23 protein-coding genes are annotated in these 14,542 nt (G+C 42.4%); 22 read left to right on the forward strand and 1 reads right to left on the reverse strand.

Annotated elements, in window-relative coordinates; all coding sequences use genetic code 11:
• Positions 1-5: 5 nt before the first annotated feature.
• The 21 genes from rpsH to rpsI all read left to right on the forward strand — a co-directional run bounded on the left by rpsH (position 6) and on the right by rpsI (position 12,204).
• Positions 6-404 carry a 30S ribosomal protein S8 gene (gene rpsH, locus NRI27_RS09115; protein ID WP_317943676.1) on the forward strand — a complete coding sequence of 133 codons (399 nt, stop codon included), beginning with the start codon at positions 6-8 and terminating at the stop codon, positions 402-404.
• A gap of 30 nt (positions 405-434) precedes the next feature.
• Positions 435-974 (forward strand): 50S ribosomal protein L6, encoded by a 540-nt coding sequence (rplF, locus tag NRI27_RS09120; RefSeq protein ID WP_371390416.1) that lies wholly within the window; start codon positions 435-437, stop codon positions 972-974.
• A 32-nt stretch (positions 975-1,006) separates the two neighbouring features.
• On the forward strand, positions 1,007-1,369 hold the full coding sequence (rplR, locus tag NRI27_RS09125) for a 50S ribosomal protein L18 (RefSeq protein WP_317943674.1): 363 nt from the start codon (positions 1,007-1,009) through the stop codon (positions 1,367-1,369).
• Between the two features lie 22 nt (positions 1,370-1,391).
• The gene (gene rpsE / locus NRI27_RS09130; RefSeq protein WP_317943672.1) at positions 1,392-1,892 is read left to right on the forward strand and encodes a 30S ribosomal protein S5; all 501 of its coding nucleotides are present in this window, start codon (positions 1,392-1,394) and stop codon (positions 1,890-1,892) included.
• A 13-nt stretch (positions 1,893-1,905) separates the two neighbouring features.
• Positions 1,906-2,088 (forward strand): 50S ribosomal protein L30, encoded by a 183-nt coding sequence (rpmD, locus tag NRI27_RS09135; protein WP_317943670.1) that lies wholly within the window; start codon positions 1,906-1,908, stop codon positions 2,086-2,088.
• A gap of 33 nt (positions 2,089-2,121) precedes the next feature.
• Positions 2,122-2,562, forward strand: coding sequence for a 50S ribosomal protein L15 (rplO, locus tag NRI27_RS09140; RefSeq protein WP_317943668.1), 441 nt, complete (start codon positions 2,122-2,124; stop codon positions 2,560-2,562).
• A complete protein-coding gene (gene secY, locus NRI27_RS09145; protein ID WP_317943666.1) occupies positions 2,562-3,854 on the forward strand; it encodes a preprotein translocase subunit SecY in 1,293 nt (430 codons plus the stop codon). Before rplO ends, secY begins: the two co-directional genes overlap by 1 nt.
• Before the next feature lie 49 nt (positions 3,855-3,903).
• Positions 3,904-4,557 (forward strand): adenylate kinase, encoded by a 654-nt coding sequence (locus NRI27_RS09150; protein ID WP_317943664.1) that lies wholly within the window; start codon positions 3,904-3,906, stop codon positions 4,555-4,557.
• Positions 4,554-4,985, forward strand: a complete 432-nt coding sequence (locus NRI27_RS09155) for a hypothetical protein (RefSeq protein ID WP_371390417.1) — start codon at positions 4,554-4,556, stop codon at positions 4,983-4,985. The genes NRI27_RS09150 and NRI27_RS09155 overlap by 4 nt, the downstream gene beginning before the upstream one ends.
• Positions 4,985-5,203: a translation initiation factor IF-1 gene (infA, locus tag NRI27_RS09160; protein WP_060203457.1), complete on the forward strand. Its 219-nt coding sequence runs from the start codon at positions 4,985-4,987 to the stop codon at positions 5,201-5,203. The genes NRI27_RS09155 and infA overlap by 1 nt, the downstream gene beginning before the upstream one ends.
• A gap of 40 nt (positions 5,204-5,243) precedes the next feature.
• Positions 5,244-5,357 (forward strand): 50S ribosomal protein L36, encoded by a 114-nt coding sequence (rpmJ, locus tag NRI27_RS09165; protein WP_076758849.1) that lies wholly within the window; start codon positions 5,244-5,246, stop codon positions 5,355-5,357.
• A 24-nt stretch (positions 5,358-5,381) separates the two neighbouring features.
• Complete coding sequence (gene rpsM / locus NRI27_RS09170; protein ID WP_317943661.1) at positions 5,382-5,747, forward strand: 30S ribosomal protein S13; 366 nt, start codon at positions 5,382-5,384, stop codon at positions 5,745-5,747.
• A 25-nt stretch (positions 5,748-5,772) separates the two neighbouring features.
• A complete protein-coding gene (gene rpsK, locus NRI27_RS09175) occupies positions 5,773-6,162 on the forward strand; it encodes a 30S ribosomal protein S11 (RefSeq protein ID WP_239430248.1) in 390 nt (129 codons plus the stop codon).
• A 135-nt stretch (positions 6,163-6,297) separates the two neighbouring features.
• Positions 6,298-7,242, forward strand: a complete 945-nt coding sequence (locus tag NRI27_RS09180; protein ID WP_317943659.1) for a DNA-directed RNA polymerase subunit alpha — start codon at positions 6,298-6,300, stop codon at positions 7,240-7,242.
• 30 nt (positions 7,243-7,272) lie between these two features.
• Entirely contained in the window at positions 7,273-7,653 is a 381-nt protein-coding gene (rplQ, locus tag NRI27_RS09185) for a 50S ribosomal protein L17 (RefSeq protein WP_317943657.1), read from the forward strand.
• Positions 7,654-7,944: 291 nt separating this feature from the next.
• Entirely contained in the window at positions 7,945-8,790 is an 846-nt protein-coding gene (locus NRI27_RS09190) for an energy-coupling factor ABC transporter ATP-binding protein (RefSeq protein WP_317943797.1), read from the forward strand.
• On the forward strand, positions 8,766-9,635 hold the full coding sequence (locus NRI27_RS09195; RefSeq protein ID WP_371390418.1) for an energy-coupling factor ABC transporter ATP-binding protein: 870 nt from the start codon (positions 8,766-8,768) through the stop codon (positions 9,633-9,635). Before NRI27_RS09190 ends, NRI27_RS09195 begins: the two co-directional genes overlap by 25 nt.
• Complete coding sequence (locus NRI27_RS09200; protein WP_317943653.1) at positions 9,635-10,438, forward strand: energy-coupling factor transporter transmembrane component T family protein; 804 nt, start codon at positions 9,635-9,637, stop codon at positions 10,436-10,438. The genes NRI27_RS09195 and NRI27_RS09200 overlap by 1 nt, the downstream gene beginning before the upstream one ends.
• Positions 10,439-11,185 (forward strand): tRNA pseudouridine(38-40) synthase TruA, encoded by a 747-nt coding sequence (gene truA / locus NRI27_RS09205; RefSeq protein WP_371390419.1) that lies wholly within the window; start codon positions 10,439-10,441, stop codon positions 11,183-11,185.
• Positions 11,186-11,354: 169 nt separating this feature from the next.
• Complete coding sequence (gene rplM, locus NRI27_RS09210; RefSeq protein ID WP_317943650.1) at positions 11,355-11,792, forward strand: 50S ribosomal protein L13; 438 nt, start codon at positions 11,355-11,357, stop codon at positions 11,790-11,792.
• A 19-nt stretch (positions 11,793-11,811) separates the two neighbouring features.
• Positions 11,812-12,204: a 30S ribosomal protein S9 gene (gene rpsI / locus NRI27_RS09215; protein WP_317943648.1), complete on the forward strand. Its 393-nt coding sequence runs from the start codon at positions 11,812-11,814 to the stop codon at positions 12,202-12,204.
• A gap of 426 nt (positions 12,205-12,630) precedes the next feature.
• Here the strand turns inward: rpsI and NRI27_RS09220 are convergent, their stop codons facing one another.
• Positions 12,631-13,569 carry a nuclease-related domain-containing protein gene (locus NRI27_RS09220; protein ID WP_371390420.1) on the reverse strand — a complete coding sequence of 313 codons (939 nt, stop codon included), beginning with the start codon at positions 13,567-13,569 and terminating at the stop codon, positions 12,631-12,633.
• A 509-nt stretch (positions 13,570-14,078) separates the two neighbouring features.
• Here NRI27_RS09220 and NRI27_RS09225 point away from each other — a divergent pair.
• The gene (locus NRI27_RS09225) at positions 14,079-14,519 is read left to right on the forward strand and encodes a MarR family winged helix-turn-helix transcriptional regulator (RefSeq protein WP_371390421.1); all 441 of its coding nucleotides are present in this window, start codon (positions 14,079-14,081) and stop codon (positions 14,517-14,519) included.
• Positions 14,520-14,542: the final 23 nt, after the last annotated feature.

Consider the following 14,542-nt stretch of genomic DNA (forward strand, 5'->3'; position numbering starts at 1 on the left):
ATGTAATGACAATGAGTGATCCGATTGCAGACATGCTTACACGCATCCGTAACGCGAACATGGTTCGCCACGAGAAGCTTGAAGTACCTGCTTCAAACATGAAAAAAGAAATCGCAGAAATCTTAAAGCGTGAAGGTTTCATTCGCGATGTTGAATATGTGGAAGATAGCAAACAAGGCATTATCCGCATTTTCCTTAAATATGGTCAAAACAACGAGCGTGTTATCACTGGTCTTAAACGTATTTCAAAACCTGGTCTTCGCGTTTACGCAAAAACGAATGAAGTACCTAAAGTTTTGAATGGCCTAGGTATCGCCCTCGTATCCACGTCAAACGGTCTCCTTACTGATAAGGAAGCACGTGCAAAACAAGTAGGCGGAGAAGTCGTAGCTTACGTTTGGTAATCCGTAACAATTGAATGGAGGTGCAATAGGATGTCCCGAATTGGTAAACGCCCAATCGAGGTACCTGAAAACGTAACGGTTACAATCGCTGATAATAACCAAGTTACTGTTAAAGGCCCTAAAGGCGAACTTACAAATACATTTAACGCTGATATTAAAATCGAACAAGAAGGCAACATCATTACGTTGACTCGTCCTTCTGATTCTAAAGAACACCGTTCCATGCACGGAACAACTCGTTCACTTTTAGACAACATGGTTGTTGGTGTATCTAAAGGATTCGAACGTACACTAGAATTGATCGGGGTTGGGTACCGTGCTCAACTTCAAGGCAAAAAACTAGTATTGAATGTTGGTTACTCTCACCCGGTTGAATTCACACCGGAAGAAGGAATTGAAGTTGAAGTTCCTGCCAATACAAAAATTATCGTTCGCGGTATTAATAAAGAACGTGTTGGTGCTCTAGCGTCGAACATTCGTAAAGTACGTCCACCAGAGCCTTATAAAGGTAAAGGTATTAAGTACGAAGGCGAACAAATCCGTCGTAAAGAAGGTAAAACAGGTAAATAATGCCGCTTAGGCATTCGGAAGGAGTGACCACGATGATTACGAAACAAGATAAGAACGCTGTCCGTAAAAAACGTCACGCACGTGTGCGTACGAAAATCAGCGGATCTTCAACGCGTCCACGCTTGAATGTTTATCGTTCAAACAAACATATCTATGCACAATTAATCGATGACGTAACTGGCGTAACGATTGCTAGTGCTTCCACTATGGATAAAGGGTTCGAAATGGACTCTAAAGCGAATGCTGAAGCAGCAGCTAAAGTTGGCGAAATGATCGCGAAGAAAGCCGTTGAAAAAGATGTCAAATCGGTTGTTTTCGACCGTGGCGGATACTTATTTCACGGCCGTGTTAAAGCTCTTGCAGACGCAGCACGCGAAAATGGTCTGGAATTTTAATTAAGAAGGAGGGACATATTTCATGCGTCGTAATGATCAGAATAGAAGTGAATTCGAAGAACGCGTAGTAACGATCAACCGCGTAGCGAAAGTAGTGAAAGGTGGACGTCGTTTCCGCTTTACAGCACTTGTCGTTGTCGGTGATAAAAACGGCCGTGTCGGTTTCGGAACTGGTAAAGCACAAGAGGTTCCAGATGCGATCCGTAAAGCGATCGAAGATGCGAAGAAGAACTTAATCGAAGTACCAATGGTTAAAGGAACGACTCCGCACGAAATCCTTGGACGTTTTGGTGCAGGAACAATCCTTATCAAACCTGCAGCACCTGGTACAGGAGTAATCGCCGGAGGACCTGTCCGTGCGGTACTTGAACTTGCAGGCATCACGGATATCCTTTCAAAATCCTTAGGATCAAGCACACCGATTAACATGGTTCGTGCTACAATTGAAGGATTGAAGAATTTGAAACGCGCTGAAGACGTTGCTAAATTGCGCGGTAAATCCGTAGAAGAACTGTTAGGTTAAGGGGGGAAACACAATGGCAAACAAACTTGAAATCACCCTTACGAAAAGTGTCATCGGCGCAAAGCCGGCACAACGTAAAACAGTTGAAGCTCTCGGTCTACGTAAGATGAATCAAACAGTTGAGCATCAAGACAATGTTGCGATTCGTGGCATGATCAATAAAGTAAGCCACTTAGTCACTGTTAAAGAACAATAAGTTAGATTTTCAGAATAAGGAGGTGCCGATAAGATGAAATTACACGAGATGAAACCAGCTGAAGGCGCACGTAAATCACGTAAACGCATTGGTCGTGGAATCGGTTCCGGTACAGGGAAAACTTCCGGTAAAGGTCATAAAGGGCAAAACGCTCGTTCTGGCGGAGGCGTTCGTCTTGGATTTGAGGGTGGACAAATTCCACTTTTCCAAAGACTTCCGAAGCGTGGATTTACGAACATTAACCGTAAAGAATACGCAATCGTGAACTTGGACGTACTTAACCGTTTTGACGAAGGTACCGAAGTTACACCTGAATTGTTGATTGAAACTGGAATCGTGAGCAATGAAAAATCAGGAATTAAGATTCTTGGCAATGGGACTCTTGAGAAAAAGATTACTGTCAAAGCTCATAAATTCTCTGCTTCTGCAAAAGAAGCGATCGAGAAAGCGGGCGGGCAAACTGAGGTGATTTAATGTTTCAGACAATCTCCAACTTTATGCGCGTTAGAGATATCAGGTCTAAAATCATTTTCACACTACTAGTGCTCATCGTATTCAGACTAGGATCTTTCGTTCCAGTCCCAAACGTTGATGCCACGGCTTTACAACAGTCAAACAACTCATTCATTAACCTCTTGGACACATTTGGTGGTGGTGCGTTAGGTCAGTTCTCCATTTTTGCGATGGGAATCATGCCGTACATCACTGCCTCCATCATTGTGCAATTATTGCAGATGGATGTTGTTCCGAAGTTTACTGAATGGGCGAAGCAAGGCGATGTCGGTAGACGGAAGCTTGCGCAATTTACAAGATATTTCACAGTCGTTCTTGCTTTCATTCAAGCGATTGCTATGTCATTTGGATTCAACCAAATGTTTGGTGGTACGTTGATTAAAGATGAAGGAATTGCTACATATGTAGTAATTGCGATTGTGTTAACTGCGGGTACTTCTTTCTTGCTATGGCTTGGTGAGCAAATTACTGCAAAAGGTGTTGGTAATGGGATTTCCATTATTATCTTTGCGGGAATTGTCTCAGCAATTCCAACGTCATTGTCACAGTTGTATGCATCCCAAATTCAAGATGCGGGTGACGCGTTGTATATCCGTATTGCAATGATGGTATTGTTGTTAATTGTTGTATTAGCAATCATCGTCGGAGTGATTTACGTACAAGAAGCACTTCGTAAAATTCCAATTCAATATGCAAAACGCATGACTGGTCGTCAACAATCGTCGGCTGGACAACAAACTCACTTGCCATTGAAATTGAATGCTGCAGGAGTTATTCCAGTAATCTTTGCGGTGGCGTTCTTCATTACACCACAACAAATTGCTAATTTCTTTGGAGAAAACAGTGTTACGAAATTCATCGCGCGGACATTTGATTACAATGAACCGATCGGGATGATCTTGTATGTAGCACTCATTCTTGCCTTCACGTATTTCTATGCATTCATTCAAGTGAATCCGGAAAACATGGCAGATAATCTGAAGAAACAAGGCGCGTATATTCCTGGCATTCGTCCAGGTCAAAACACGCAAGATTATTTAACAAGCACTTTGTATAGACTGACATTTGTCGGCTCGATTTTTCTAGCTGTCGTTGCAGTCATGCCAATTCTTTTCATAAACTTGGCTAGCCTTCCACAGTCCCTTCAAATTGGAGGAACAAGCTTGCTTATCGTCGTCGGGGTTGCCCTTGAAACGATGAAACAGCTTGAATCACAACTTGTGAAAAGGCATTACAAAGGGTTCATGAAATAATATTCAACTCAGGATTTCCTGTTTTGAATACGGATGGAGGGCAAGACGTATGAATATCGTCTTAATGGGTCTGCCGGGTGCCGGTAAAGGTACACAAGCAGACAAAATTGTCGAGAAGTACGAAATCCCTCATATTTCTACAGGCGATATGTTCCGTGCTGCTATTCAGGAAGGCACGGAACTTGGAGTCAAAGCAAAATCGTTCATGGATCAAGGTGCTCTTGTTCCTGATGAAGTGACAATTGGTATCGTTCGTGAACGATTAAGCAAATCCGACTGTGATAATGGATTCCTACTTGATGGTTTTCCAAGAACAGTTCCTCAAGCAGAAGCACTCGATGCGTTGCTTTTGGACATGGGACGGAAAATTGAGCATGTGCTTAACATCAAAGTAGAAAAAGATGAACTTATCGCTAGATTGACCGGTCGCAGAATTTGTAAAGTATGCGGCACATCCTACCACTTACAGTTCAATCCACCTAAGGTTGAAGGTGTATGTGACAAGGATGGCGGGGAACTTTATCAGCGAGCGGATGACAATCCGGAAACTGTCACGAACCGTCTGGAAGTAAATATGAATCAAACAGCACCGCTCTTAGCGTTTTATGACAATAAAGGCGTGTTGACGAATATAGATGGTCAAAAAGACATCAATGATGTTTTTAAAGACCTGGACGCGATCTTACAAGAGAGTGGCCAGTGATCCTTTCCGGACGCAATTCATGCACGCCATATTGTGGGCAGCATCGCACTATTGCACGGAAAGAACGTTTAATTAACGAGCTGCAAAAGCATATGGTGCCCGGTATAGGAATTGGTGATCATCCACTAGTAGAACGTTTTTGGGACGTTGTACATGCAAATATTCATTTCGGTGGATATAATGTAGAATGTGTCCGGAAATATTCCGCAAAGTTGGAGTGCACCAACGGCAATCCTGTCGTTTGTGTCTTTTCCGATGCGATTTTCCACAACAAAAGTCGGGGACTGACTAACGGGAAACGAAGTGTGACAGACGTCTTTCGAACATCACTCATGCAATCCGGACATATGTTGAAGGAAGCTTTGAAGGCGACAGTTGCCGCTCGATGGTTAAGACCTTTATTGGATATAGAAGGGAGACAGGATTGATGGCGAAGGACGACGTAATTGAAGTTGAAGGTACCGTAGTCGAAACGTTGCCGAACGCGATGTTCAAGGTGGAATTGGAAAACGGTCATACGATTCTTGCACATGTTTCAGGCAAGATCCGCATGCACTTTATCCGTATCCTACCTGGTGACAAAGTGACGATGGAACTCTCACCTTATGATTTGACACGCGGTCGTATCACATACCGTTTCAAATAAAACTTTTGCAACTCCGGAATATTGAAGGAGGTTGGGTAAGATGAAAGTAAGGCCATCTGTAAAACCGATCTGTGAAAAATGTAAAGTTATTCGCAGACGCGGCCGAGTAATGGTAATCTGTGAAAATCCAAAACATAAACAAAGACAAGGCTAATACAAAGGGAGGTGCACAATCTATATGGCACGTATTGCTGGTGTAGACGTACCGCGCGATAAGCGCGTAGTCATTTCATTGACATACATTTTTGGAATTGGTAAAACAACTGCACAAAAGATCCTTGCTGAAGCTGGTATTTCTGAAGATACTCGCGTTCGCGATCTTACTGAAGCAGAACTTGATAAAATCCGTGAGCAAATCGACGGTTTGAAAGTTGAAGGGGACCTTCGTCGTGAAACTTCTTTAAACATCAAACGTTTGATGGAAATCGGAAGCTTCCGTGGAATCCGTCACCGTCGTGGATTACCTGTTCGTGGACAAAACACGAAAAACAACGCACGTACACGTAAAGGTCCTAAACGGACAGTTGCTAACAAGAAGAAATAATAGGTAAAGGAGGTTTTTCGTAGACATGGCACGTAAACAACAAACTCGTAAACGTCGTGTGAAAAAGAATATTGAAACTGGTATTGCACATATCCGTTCGACGTTCAACAATACAATCGTAACGATCACTGATAGCCACGGGAATGCCCTTTCTTGGTCTAGTGCAGGTGCATTAGGATTCAGAGGATCTCGTAAATCAACTCCGTTTGCTGCACAAATGGCTGCTGAAACAGCTGCTAAAGCTGCTATGGAGCACGGCTTAAAGTCTTTGGAGGTTACTGTTAAAGGACCAGGTGCTGGTCGTGAAGCTGCTATCCGTTCACTACAAGCTGCAGGTCTTGAAGTAACTGCTATTAGAGACGTAACTCCGGTTCCGCATAACGGTTGCCGCCCACCAAAACGTCGTCGTGTGTAATGGTTTGTTTTCCAATTGATTGAGAAGCACAATTTTTGGCAAAAATGATTGTGTGATTGCATGGTGATCGTATTTGATAATCGATTTCAATATGGAACGGCCACTATACTAGACGTTTTGAAGGAGGGTAAATAAATGATCGAGATTGAGAAACCGAAGATTGAAACAGTTATGATCAGTGAAGATTCCAAGTTTGGTAAGTTCATTATTGAACCATTGGAACGTGGATACGGAAATACTTTAGGGAATTCCTTGCGCCGCGTGCTTCTTTCATCATTGCCAGGAGCTGCCGTAACATCTATCCAGATCGACGGAGTTCTTCATGAATTCTCTACAATTGAAGGTGTCGTTGAAGACGTTGCAACAATTATTTTGAATGTGAAGAAACTTGCTCTTAAAATCTATTCAGATGACGAGAAAGTGATTGAAATAGATGTAAAAGGTGAAGGCAAGGTGACTGCTGCAGACATTACTCATGATAGTGATGTCGAAGTATTAAATCCTGATCTTCAAATCGCCACACTCGGCAAGAACGGCCATTTACGTATGCGTATGTATGCTGTTCGTGGGCGAGGCTATGCACCTTCTGATCAAAACAAACGTGAGGATCTTGCGATTGGTGTAATTCCGATCGACTCTATTTACACTCCAGTTTCACGCGTCAATTTCCAAGTCGAGAATACTCGTGTAGGTCAAAGTACGAACTTTGATAAGTTGACGTTTGATATTTGGACAGATGGTAGCATCGGTCCGAAAGAAGCTGTTTCGCTCGGAGCCAAAATCCTGACGGAGCATCTTAACATCTTTGTTGGCATGACAGACGAAGCACAATCTGCAGAAATCATGGTAGAAAAAGAAGAAGACCAAAAAGAAAAAGTGCTTGAGATGACTATCGAAGAGCTCGATCTTTCTGTTCGCTCTTATAACTGCCTGAAACGTGCAGGCATCAATACAGTCCTCGAACTTGCAAACAAGTCAGAAGACGAAATGATGAAAGTGCGCAACCTGGGCCGTAAATCACTTGAAGAAGTGAAAGCAAAATTGGACGAGTTGAACCTTGGGTTACGCTTGGAAGATTAAGAACATATAGATTGAGGGAGGGAAACTTCTATGGGTTACAGAAAACTTGGACGCACAAGTTCACAACGTAAAGCAATGCTTCGCGACTTAGCGACAGACCTTATCGTACATGAGCGCATCCAAACAACTGAAGCGCGTGCGAAAGAATTGCGTTCAGTCGTTGAAAAGATGATCACTCTTGGTAAGCGCGGTGACTTGCATGCACGCCGTCAAGCTGCACAATTCATCCGTCGCGAGTTGGTGACAACTGCGGACGAAGAAGGTAATGAGAAAGAAATCTTTGCACTTCAAAAATTGTTCGATACTGTTGCACCACGTTACGCAGATCGCCAAGGCGGTTACACGCGCATTATGAAGATGGGACCTCGTCGTGGAGACGGAGCACCTGTTGTCGTAATTGAACTAGTATAATTTTGTATTAAATAACTATGTAAGGGTGTGTCTGTCATACGCACAGCCACACCCTTTTCATCAATAATGATTTATACGACAAATATTAAAAGCTGAGTGTTACGATCGACAGTATAGCTGATCGGTCTAGCTCTACGCATCTCATCCGCTGATAAGGATTGAGCACCCATTATCAGAATAGAATTGAGCGCATTTCTTCGGATGAGGTGCGCGCTTTTTTTATTTATTCTCATGAAATATTATAGAATTCAATCTTTATACATAATCGAAGAAATGCCGGGGGTGAAAGATGTGAAAGAAATTTTATCGTTGGATCATGTGTCGTATACATATGAATCAGATGAGACAAATCCACGTAAGGCGATAGATGATGTATCGTTCACAGTCCGTGATGGTGAGTGGATTGCAATAGTTGGCCACAACGGATCAGGCAAGTCAACGCTAGCAAAACTTATGATTGGGCTGCTTTTTCCGGAAGAAGGAGAAGTGAACGTTTTCTTAGAGCAGTTAAATGCAGACACACTATGGTCAATTCGTTCTAAAATGGGAATTGTATTTCAAAATCCAGATAACCAGTTTGTCGGTTCCACTGTACAAGATGACGTTGCATTCTCTTTAGAAAATAACGGAGTCCCTTTTGAGGAAATGGTGCCTCGTGTGTATGATTCATTGGCACAAGTGAAAATGGAAGGGTTTCTGAATCATGAACCTCACCATCTTTCCGGTGGACAAAAACAACGTGTCGCCATTGCTGGAGCGCTTGCGATGCAACCGAAGCTATTAATTCTTGACGAAGCGACGTCAATGCTTGACCCACAAGGTAGAGATGAAGTAATTCGTGTCGTTGATGACTTAAAACGCACGACCGGTTTAACCGTTTTATCTATTACACATGACTTAGAAGAAGTTTTAAGGGCGGATCGAGTTATTGTGATGAATAAAGGAAAATTAATGATGACAGGCAAACCTGAAGAGATTTTTGCACATGGTGAAGAACTTGAAGCAATCGGTTTGGATTTGCCATTCGCTTACCGTGTGTCAAAATCGCTACGGGAACATGGTGTGCAACTTCAAGGTGAACATATGACAGAAGAAGAGTTGGTGAATGAGTTATGGACATCTCACTTCAACAAGTAGGCTACTCCTATGCGAAAGGTACGCCTTTTGAGAAAAAGGCGTTGTATGAAGTTAATGCGACAATAAAGTCAGGATCCTATACAGCTGTAATCGGCCATACCGGATCAGGGAAATCGACGTTATTGCTCCATTTAAATGGATTGCTAAAGCCGACGGAGGGTGTCGTACAAGTTGGCGATATAAAAATAACATCTGAGACAAAGGGGAAAGAGTTGAAATCTATCCGTCAGCACGTTGGAATTGTTTTTCAATTTCCCGAACACCAACTTTTTGAAGAAACAGTCGAGAAAGATATTATGTTCGGTCCTTTGAATTTCGGGGTGCCTGCGGAAGAAGCGAGAGAACGGGCACATGCGCTGATCAAGTTGTTAGGCCTACCAGAGGATGTTGCGGAAAAATCTCCATTTGACTTATCGGGTGGGCAAATGCGGCGCGTTGCCATTGCAGGTGTTCTGGCGTTTAAACCGTCCATTCTCATTTTGGATGAACCAACAGCTGGACTGGATCCAAGAGGACGGAAAGAAATTATGGAACTGTTTCATCGGTTGCATGAGGAGGAGAATCTTACAACGATTCTCGTCACACACAGTATGGAAGATGCCGCAAAGTATGCCGATCAAATTCTAGTTATGCATGAAGGTCGTTCTGTAATGGCTGGACCGCCGCAAGAGGTGTTTGCGGATGCGGACAAGCTAAAAACGTACAGACTCGGTTTACCGCGTTCTGTGGCATTCCAGAGGGACATAGAAAAGTTGTTTGGCAAAGAGTTGAACACGTTAGCACTGACAGAAGAACAATTGGCTGCTGCGATTGCAGAAGCGCTTACGAAAGAGGGTGAGCGTTAATGCTAGAAAAAATGATTTTTGGCCGATATGTACCTGGTGATTCATTCGTCCATAAATTGGATCCAAGATCAAAACTTCTATTTGTTTTTATGTTTATCATCGCAGTGTTTCTAGCGAATAATACAGTGACATATAGCTTGTTGTTAGTATTTACGTTGTTCATCATTTTCGTTGCCAGAATCCGTCTCTACTTTTTATTTAATGGCTTAAAACCGATTTTATTCCTTATCATTTTTACGTTGCTCATGCACTTCATTTTTACAAAGGAAGGCGCATTGCTGTTTGAATGGAAGTTCATAAAAATTTACGAAGAAGGCATTCGACAAGGGATTTACATTTCTGTCCGTTTCCTCGTCCTCGTGTTAATGACGACCATTTTGACACTAACAACCTCACCAATCTCAATCACAGATGGTATGGAGACACTATTGAATCCTTTTAAGAAATTGAAGTTACCTGTCCATGAGTTGGCATTGATGATGTCGATTTCTCTTCGTTTCATTCCAACCTTAATGGATGAAACGGATAAAATACTAAAAGCTCAGCTTGCTCGAGGATCTGATTTGACGAGCGGTACCATTAAAGAACGTATCCGAGCTGTCGTTCCACTACTTGTTCCATTATTCGTCAGTGCATTCAAGCGTGCAGAGGATCTGGCCATCGCCATGGAAGTGAGAGGGTATCGGGGCGGAGAAGGAAGGACACGTTATCGACAATTGAATTGGCAAGGTCGCGACACGTTTACTATGCTCGTGTTTGTCTTGCTTGTTGCAGCACTCTTCCTGTTAAGAGGAGGCAGTTAAATGAAACGTGTAAAAGCGACAGTCGCATACGATGGAACAGGTTACGCAGGGTACCAATTTCAACCGAATATGCGCACCGTTCAATCGGTCATCGATAAAGCACTTGTCAAACTGCATAAGGACACATCGATCTATTCGGTTGCAAGTGGTCGAACGGATGCAGGCGTTCATGCTTGGGGCCAAGTGATTCACTTCGATACACCTCTTAACCTGCCGCTAGATCGATGGCAGATGGCATTGAATGTTTTATTGCCAAAAGATGTACGCATCGTTGACACCGAATTTGTCAGTGATGACTTTCATGCACGTTATTCCGCAACCGGCAAAACGTATTTGTACAAGTGGTCGTTAAGTCGAATACAAAGTCCGTTTGAACGCAATTATGCAGTGCACTTAGGCAAATGGACGCCTGACATCGAACGGATGCGGGCAGCTGCACAGTATGTCATTGGTACACATGATTTCACAAGTTTTTGTTCATCAAAAACGGCTACGGAAAACAAAGTGCGGACTGTACGAGAATTAACGCTTGAAAAACAAGGTGAAGAGTTGCTCATGACAATCGAAGGCGACGGATTTTTGTACAATATGGTTCGGACAATTGCAGGCATGCTTTTTGCGGTCGGCATCGGTTGGAACGAGCCATCGGACATGAAGGAAATCCTTGAAGCAAAAGACCGGAAAAAGGCCGGAAAAACCGCACCAGCACACGGTTTGTACTTGATGAGTGTCACCTACGATGACTGAGTCAACTTTTCCAGGTGTTTTCTCACAAAACACTTGACTTATTACTGAATTCAATATAAGATGATAAATGGTATTTCAATAACCCCACAATAAGCCCCGGAAAGTTTATTTGTGTTTAGGGATAGAGAAAACAACGGAACAGATTGATATTTTTAGGAGGAAACAATACATGCGTACAACATTCATGGCTAAAGGTCACGAAGTAGAGCGTAAATGGCTCGTTGTCGACGCTGAAGGACAGACGCTTGGACGTCTTGCTTCTGAAGTTGCATCAATTTTGCGCGGCAAACATAAACCTACGTTCACACCACACGTTGACACTGGCGATCACGTAATCATCATCAACGCTGAGAAGATCCAATTGACTGGGAATAAATTAAAAGATAAGATCTACTACCGCCACTCTGGCTACACTGGTAGCATCAAACAACGTACAGCTCTAGAAATGCGTACAAACTATTCAACTAAAATGTTGGAACTTGCGATTAAAGGGATGCTTCCAAAAGGCCCTCTAGGTCGTCAAACAATCAAAAAACTTCATGTCTATGCTGGAGCAGAGCATCCACATGCGGCACAAAAACCAGAAGCATACGAGCTTCGTGGATAATTAAGAGGAGGAAACACCTTTGGCACAAGTACAATATATCGGCACTGGCCGTCGTAAAAGCTCAGTAGCTCGTGTACGTCTCGTTCCTGGCGAAGGCAAAATTGTCGTCAACAACCGTGACGTAGAAGACTACGTACCATTCGAAACACTTCGTGAAGTGATCAAGCAACCACTTGTCGCTACACAAACTCTTGGCAGCTATGATATCCATGTAAACGTCAATGGCGGCGGATACACTGGACAAGCAGGCGCTATCCGTCACGGCGTAGCACGCGCTCTACTTACTGTAGACCCTGACTTCCGTGGCGCTTTGAAATCAGCAGGATTGCTTACACGTGACCCACGTATGAAAGAACGTAAAAAATACGGTCTTAAAGGCGCACGTAGAGCTCCTCAGTTCTCAAAACGTTAATCTTGTATTATTGCAGAGCCCTTTCCCGACTTTGTTGGGAAAGGGCTTTTTTTGGCGTTTGTATATAGTTTATGGTCGTTATTGATTTAGGAAGTATTGCTTGTAAAATGTGAATTCGTCATGAAAAGAAGGTTACGGGTTAAATAGAAGTGTTTTAAATGCCCGTGTGTGCTGAAAACCGCAGCTCGCGGTCAAATAGAAGTGTTCTAAATGCCCGTGAGCGGTGAAAACCGCAGCTCACGGTCAAATAGAAGTACTCTAAATGCCCGTTAGCGGTGAAAACTGTTGCTCGCGGTCAAATAGAAGTGTTCTAAATGCCCGTTAGAGTTGAAAACCGCAGCTCACGGTCAAATAGAAGTACTCTAAATGCCTGTTAGAGCTGAGAATAGTTGCTATCGGTCAATTAAACTTGAGATATAGTCAAATTTAGTTAGTTGTAGAGTCTATTAGAATTTTATGAACAAAATATCTATGTCTCCTCAATCCCTTGGGTGTGTAGTTTTGGCCGAGCACTCTTCTTATCGTCTTAATTGAAACATCACTCCCGCACCAATCCCACACTTGCCTCGTAGTGATCATCCTATCCGGGAACAGTAACCGTAATTCCTCAATACTGCGCAGAATGCTGTCGTCTACAACTTCGGACAACCCGCAATTTTTACAACTCATGAAACGACTATCCTTCTGTTCCATAAAAGTAAAGCAAGAGCTGCAGAGGATGCCTTTCTTCAATTCTTCATACGCATAATGCGGAACTCGAACATACGGTGATTTTGGCAGATGAAGCTTCAGTAATCCTTCAGCAAGCTGGAGATGTTTTGCGCTCAAGGAAGAAGGAACTTGTTCCAGACGCTTCATGAATCGCTTTAACTGAGTTGGTAAAATGATTGGCGTATCCACTGGTGCTTGCAGGAGCGTAAATTCTGGGTTGATAAAAGCGAGATAGCCTTTGATTGACAAGTTGCTACTTTTTAGCATGGATCGCAGAAGAGCGATACTCCGATTCAGCTGATGCAAAGGATTTATAATTTCCTGGTTATTGGAAACTAGGCGGAACGTGCCTGCATCGTACACAAATTCTCCTTCGTAATTCTTTACCTCAAAGAGCAATATCTCCTTTTCCGAAATTAGCATTGTATCAATTTGAAAAACAGAATGGTTGTGCTCGAAACAGATGTCATGCAATAGGTAGGTATCTGATTGCAAGGATTCGATAAGATGAATAAATTGATCTTCTCCTTCTAATCCTTTCGACAAGTTCACAAAGCGCTTAAACTCATTTTCCACTAACGCAACACGGCTATGGAGTGAGCGCAGTATGCTCAACTCGGTTGCCGATGAACGCGCCTTTATAACATATGTCAACGTCCAACAGCTCCTGTTCATTTATTTAAATGGGTAAAAGTGTTAAGGAGAGAAAAGTATGCTAGGGAGATTATGGTGATAGCATTTATGGGGGACTATCTTATCTCTCATGTTCGACATCGAAGTGAAAATACCTGCTAATTCAAAATACATATTGAATCCGAAAAGGAAATTAAGAAATGTTAAACTGTTAACAAACCAGTTACAAGTTACGCAGATAATGACTATTGATGAGGAATGAAAACGGCTGTTGCTGAATTAATAAATGAATTATTAAAAATGGGTCAAACCTGATGTTTCCGCAATCCCTATAAAGCGGAAATACGATTTAATTATCGTGCGAAAAAGTGTGAAATAAGATAAGCATAATAAACTGCATCATATTTAATGACGGATATTCATGCATTCTTCAATACTTATTGAGGATATATCTCGAATTCGAGATATAATCCTTGCGGAACTATCAATTGAGTAGTAAAGTGATAAATACAAGAAGGAGGTCGAACTAGTTGAAAAAGAATACTCGGGGTTCGTTAATTTGGCTACGGCTAACTCGTTTCACGAATCAAAGTAACTTGCTTTCAAATGAATTCTTAAAGAAATTCGATCTGACTACCGCGCAATTTGATGTGTTAATGCAAATTTCAACTTACGAGCCATTAACACAAAATGAGTTAGCGAAAAAAGTTACAGTTACACAAGGTGGAATTTCTCGTATGCTCGCTCGTCTTGAAAAAGATGGACTCATTGAACGCAAGCAAGATTGGAAAACGAAATCTATTTCATTAACAAAGAAAGGTAGTGATAAACTCAATCACGCCTTTGAGGATCAACTTGCATTTCAATCGTCTTTTTTTGATGAGTGTTTAACTGAGGATGAACAAAAAACGTTATATATGCTTATGTCGCGTGTGCAGAAAAATAGTGAAAAGAAAATGGGGGGAGAATAATTTTTTTTGCCCCATCACTTGAT

Source organism: Sporosarcina sp. OR05, from assembly GCF_041414805.1.
Taxonomy (GTDB): domain Bacteria; phylum Bacillota; class Bacilli; order Bacillales_A; family Planococcaceae; genus Sporosarcina; species Sporosarcina saromensis.

Coding starts and splice junctions, on each gene's coding strand:
- rpsH (WP_317943676.1), top strand. CDS start 6: ATGACAATGAGTGATCCGATTGCAGACATGCTTACACGCATCCGTAAC.
- rplF (WP_371390416.1), top strand. CDS start 435: ATGTCCCGAATTGGTAAACGCCCAATCGAGGTACCTGAAAACGTAACG.
- rplR (WP_317943674.1), top strand. CDS start 1,007: ATGATTACGAAACAAGATAAGAACGCTGTCCGTAAAAAACGTCACGCA.
- rpsE (WP_317943672.1), top strand. CDS start 1,392: ATGCGTCGTAATGATCAGAATAGAAGTGAATTCGAAGAACGCGTAGTA.
- rpmD (WP_317943670.1), top strand. CDS start 1,906: ATGGCAAACAAACTTGAAATCACCCTTACGAAAAGTGTCATCGGCGCA.
- rplO (WP_317943668.1), top strand. CDS start 2,122: ATGAAATTACACGAGATGAAACCAGCTGAAGGCGCACGTAAATCACGT.
- secY (WP_317943666.1), top strand. CDS start 2,562: ATGTTTCAGACAATCTCCAACTTTATGCGCGTTAGAGATATCAGGTCT.
- NRI27_RS09150 (WP_317943664.1), top strand. CDS start 3,904: ATGAATATCGTCTTAATGGGTCTGCCGGGTGCCGGTAAAGGTACACAA.
- infA (WP_060203457.1), top strand. CDS start 4,985: ATGGCGAAGGACGACGTAATTGAAGTTGAAGGTACCGTAGTCGAAACG.
- rpmJ (WP_076758849.1), top strand. CDS start 5,244: ATGAAAGTAAGGCCATCTGTAAAACCGATCTGTGAAAAATGTAAAGTT.
- rpsM (WP_317943661.1), top strand. CDS start 5,382: ATGGCACGTATTGCTGGTGTAGACGTACCGCGCGATAAGCGCGTAGTC.
- rpsK (WP_239430248.1), top strand. CDS start 5,773: ATGGCACGTAAACAACAAACTCGTAAACGTCGTGTGAAAAAGAATATT.
- NRI27_RS09180 (WP_317943659.1), top strand. CDS start 6,298: ATGATCGAGATTGAGAAACCGAAGATTGAAACAGTTATGATCAGTGAA.
- rplQ (WP_317943657.1), top strand. CDS start 7,273: ATGGGTTACAGAAAACTTGGACGCACAAGTTCACAACGTAAAGCAATG.
- NRI27_RS09195 (WP_371390418.1), top strand. CDS start 8,766: ATGGACATCTCACTTCAACAAGTAGGCTACTCCTATGCGAAAGGTACG.
- NRI27_RS09200 (WP_317943653.1), top strand. CDS start 9,635: ATGCTAGAAAAAATGATTTTTGGCCGATATGTACCTGGTGATTCATTC.
- truA (WP_371390419.1), top strand. CDS start 10,439: ATGAAACGTGTAAAAGCGACAGTCGCATACGATGGAACAGGTTACGCA.
- rplM (WP_317943650.1), top strand. CDS start 11,355: ATGCGTACAACATTCATGGCTAAAGGTCACGAAGTAGAGCGTAAATGG.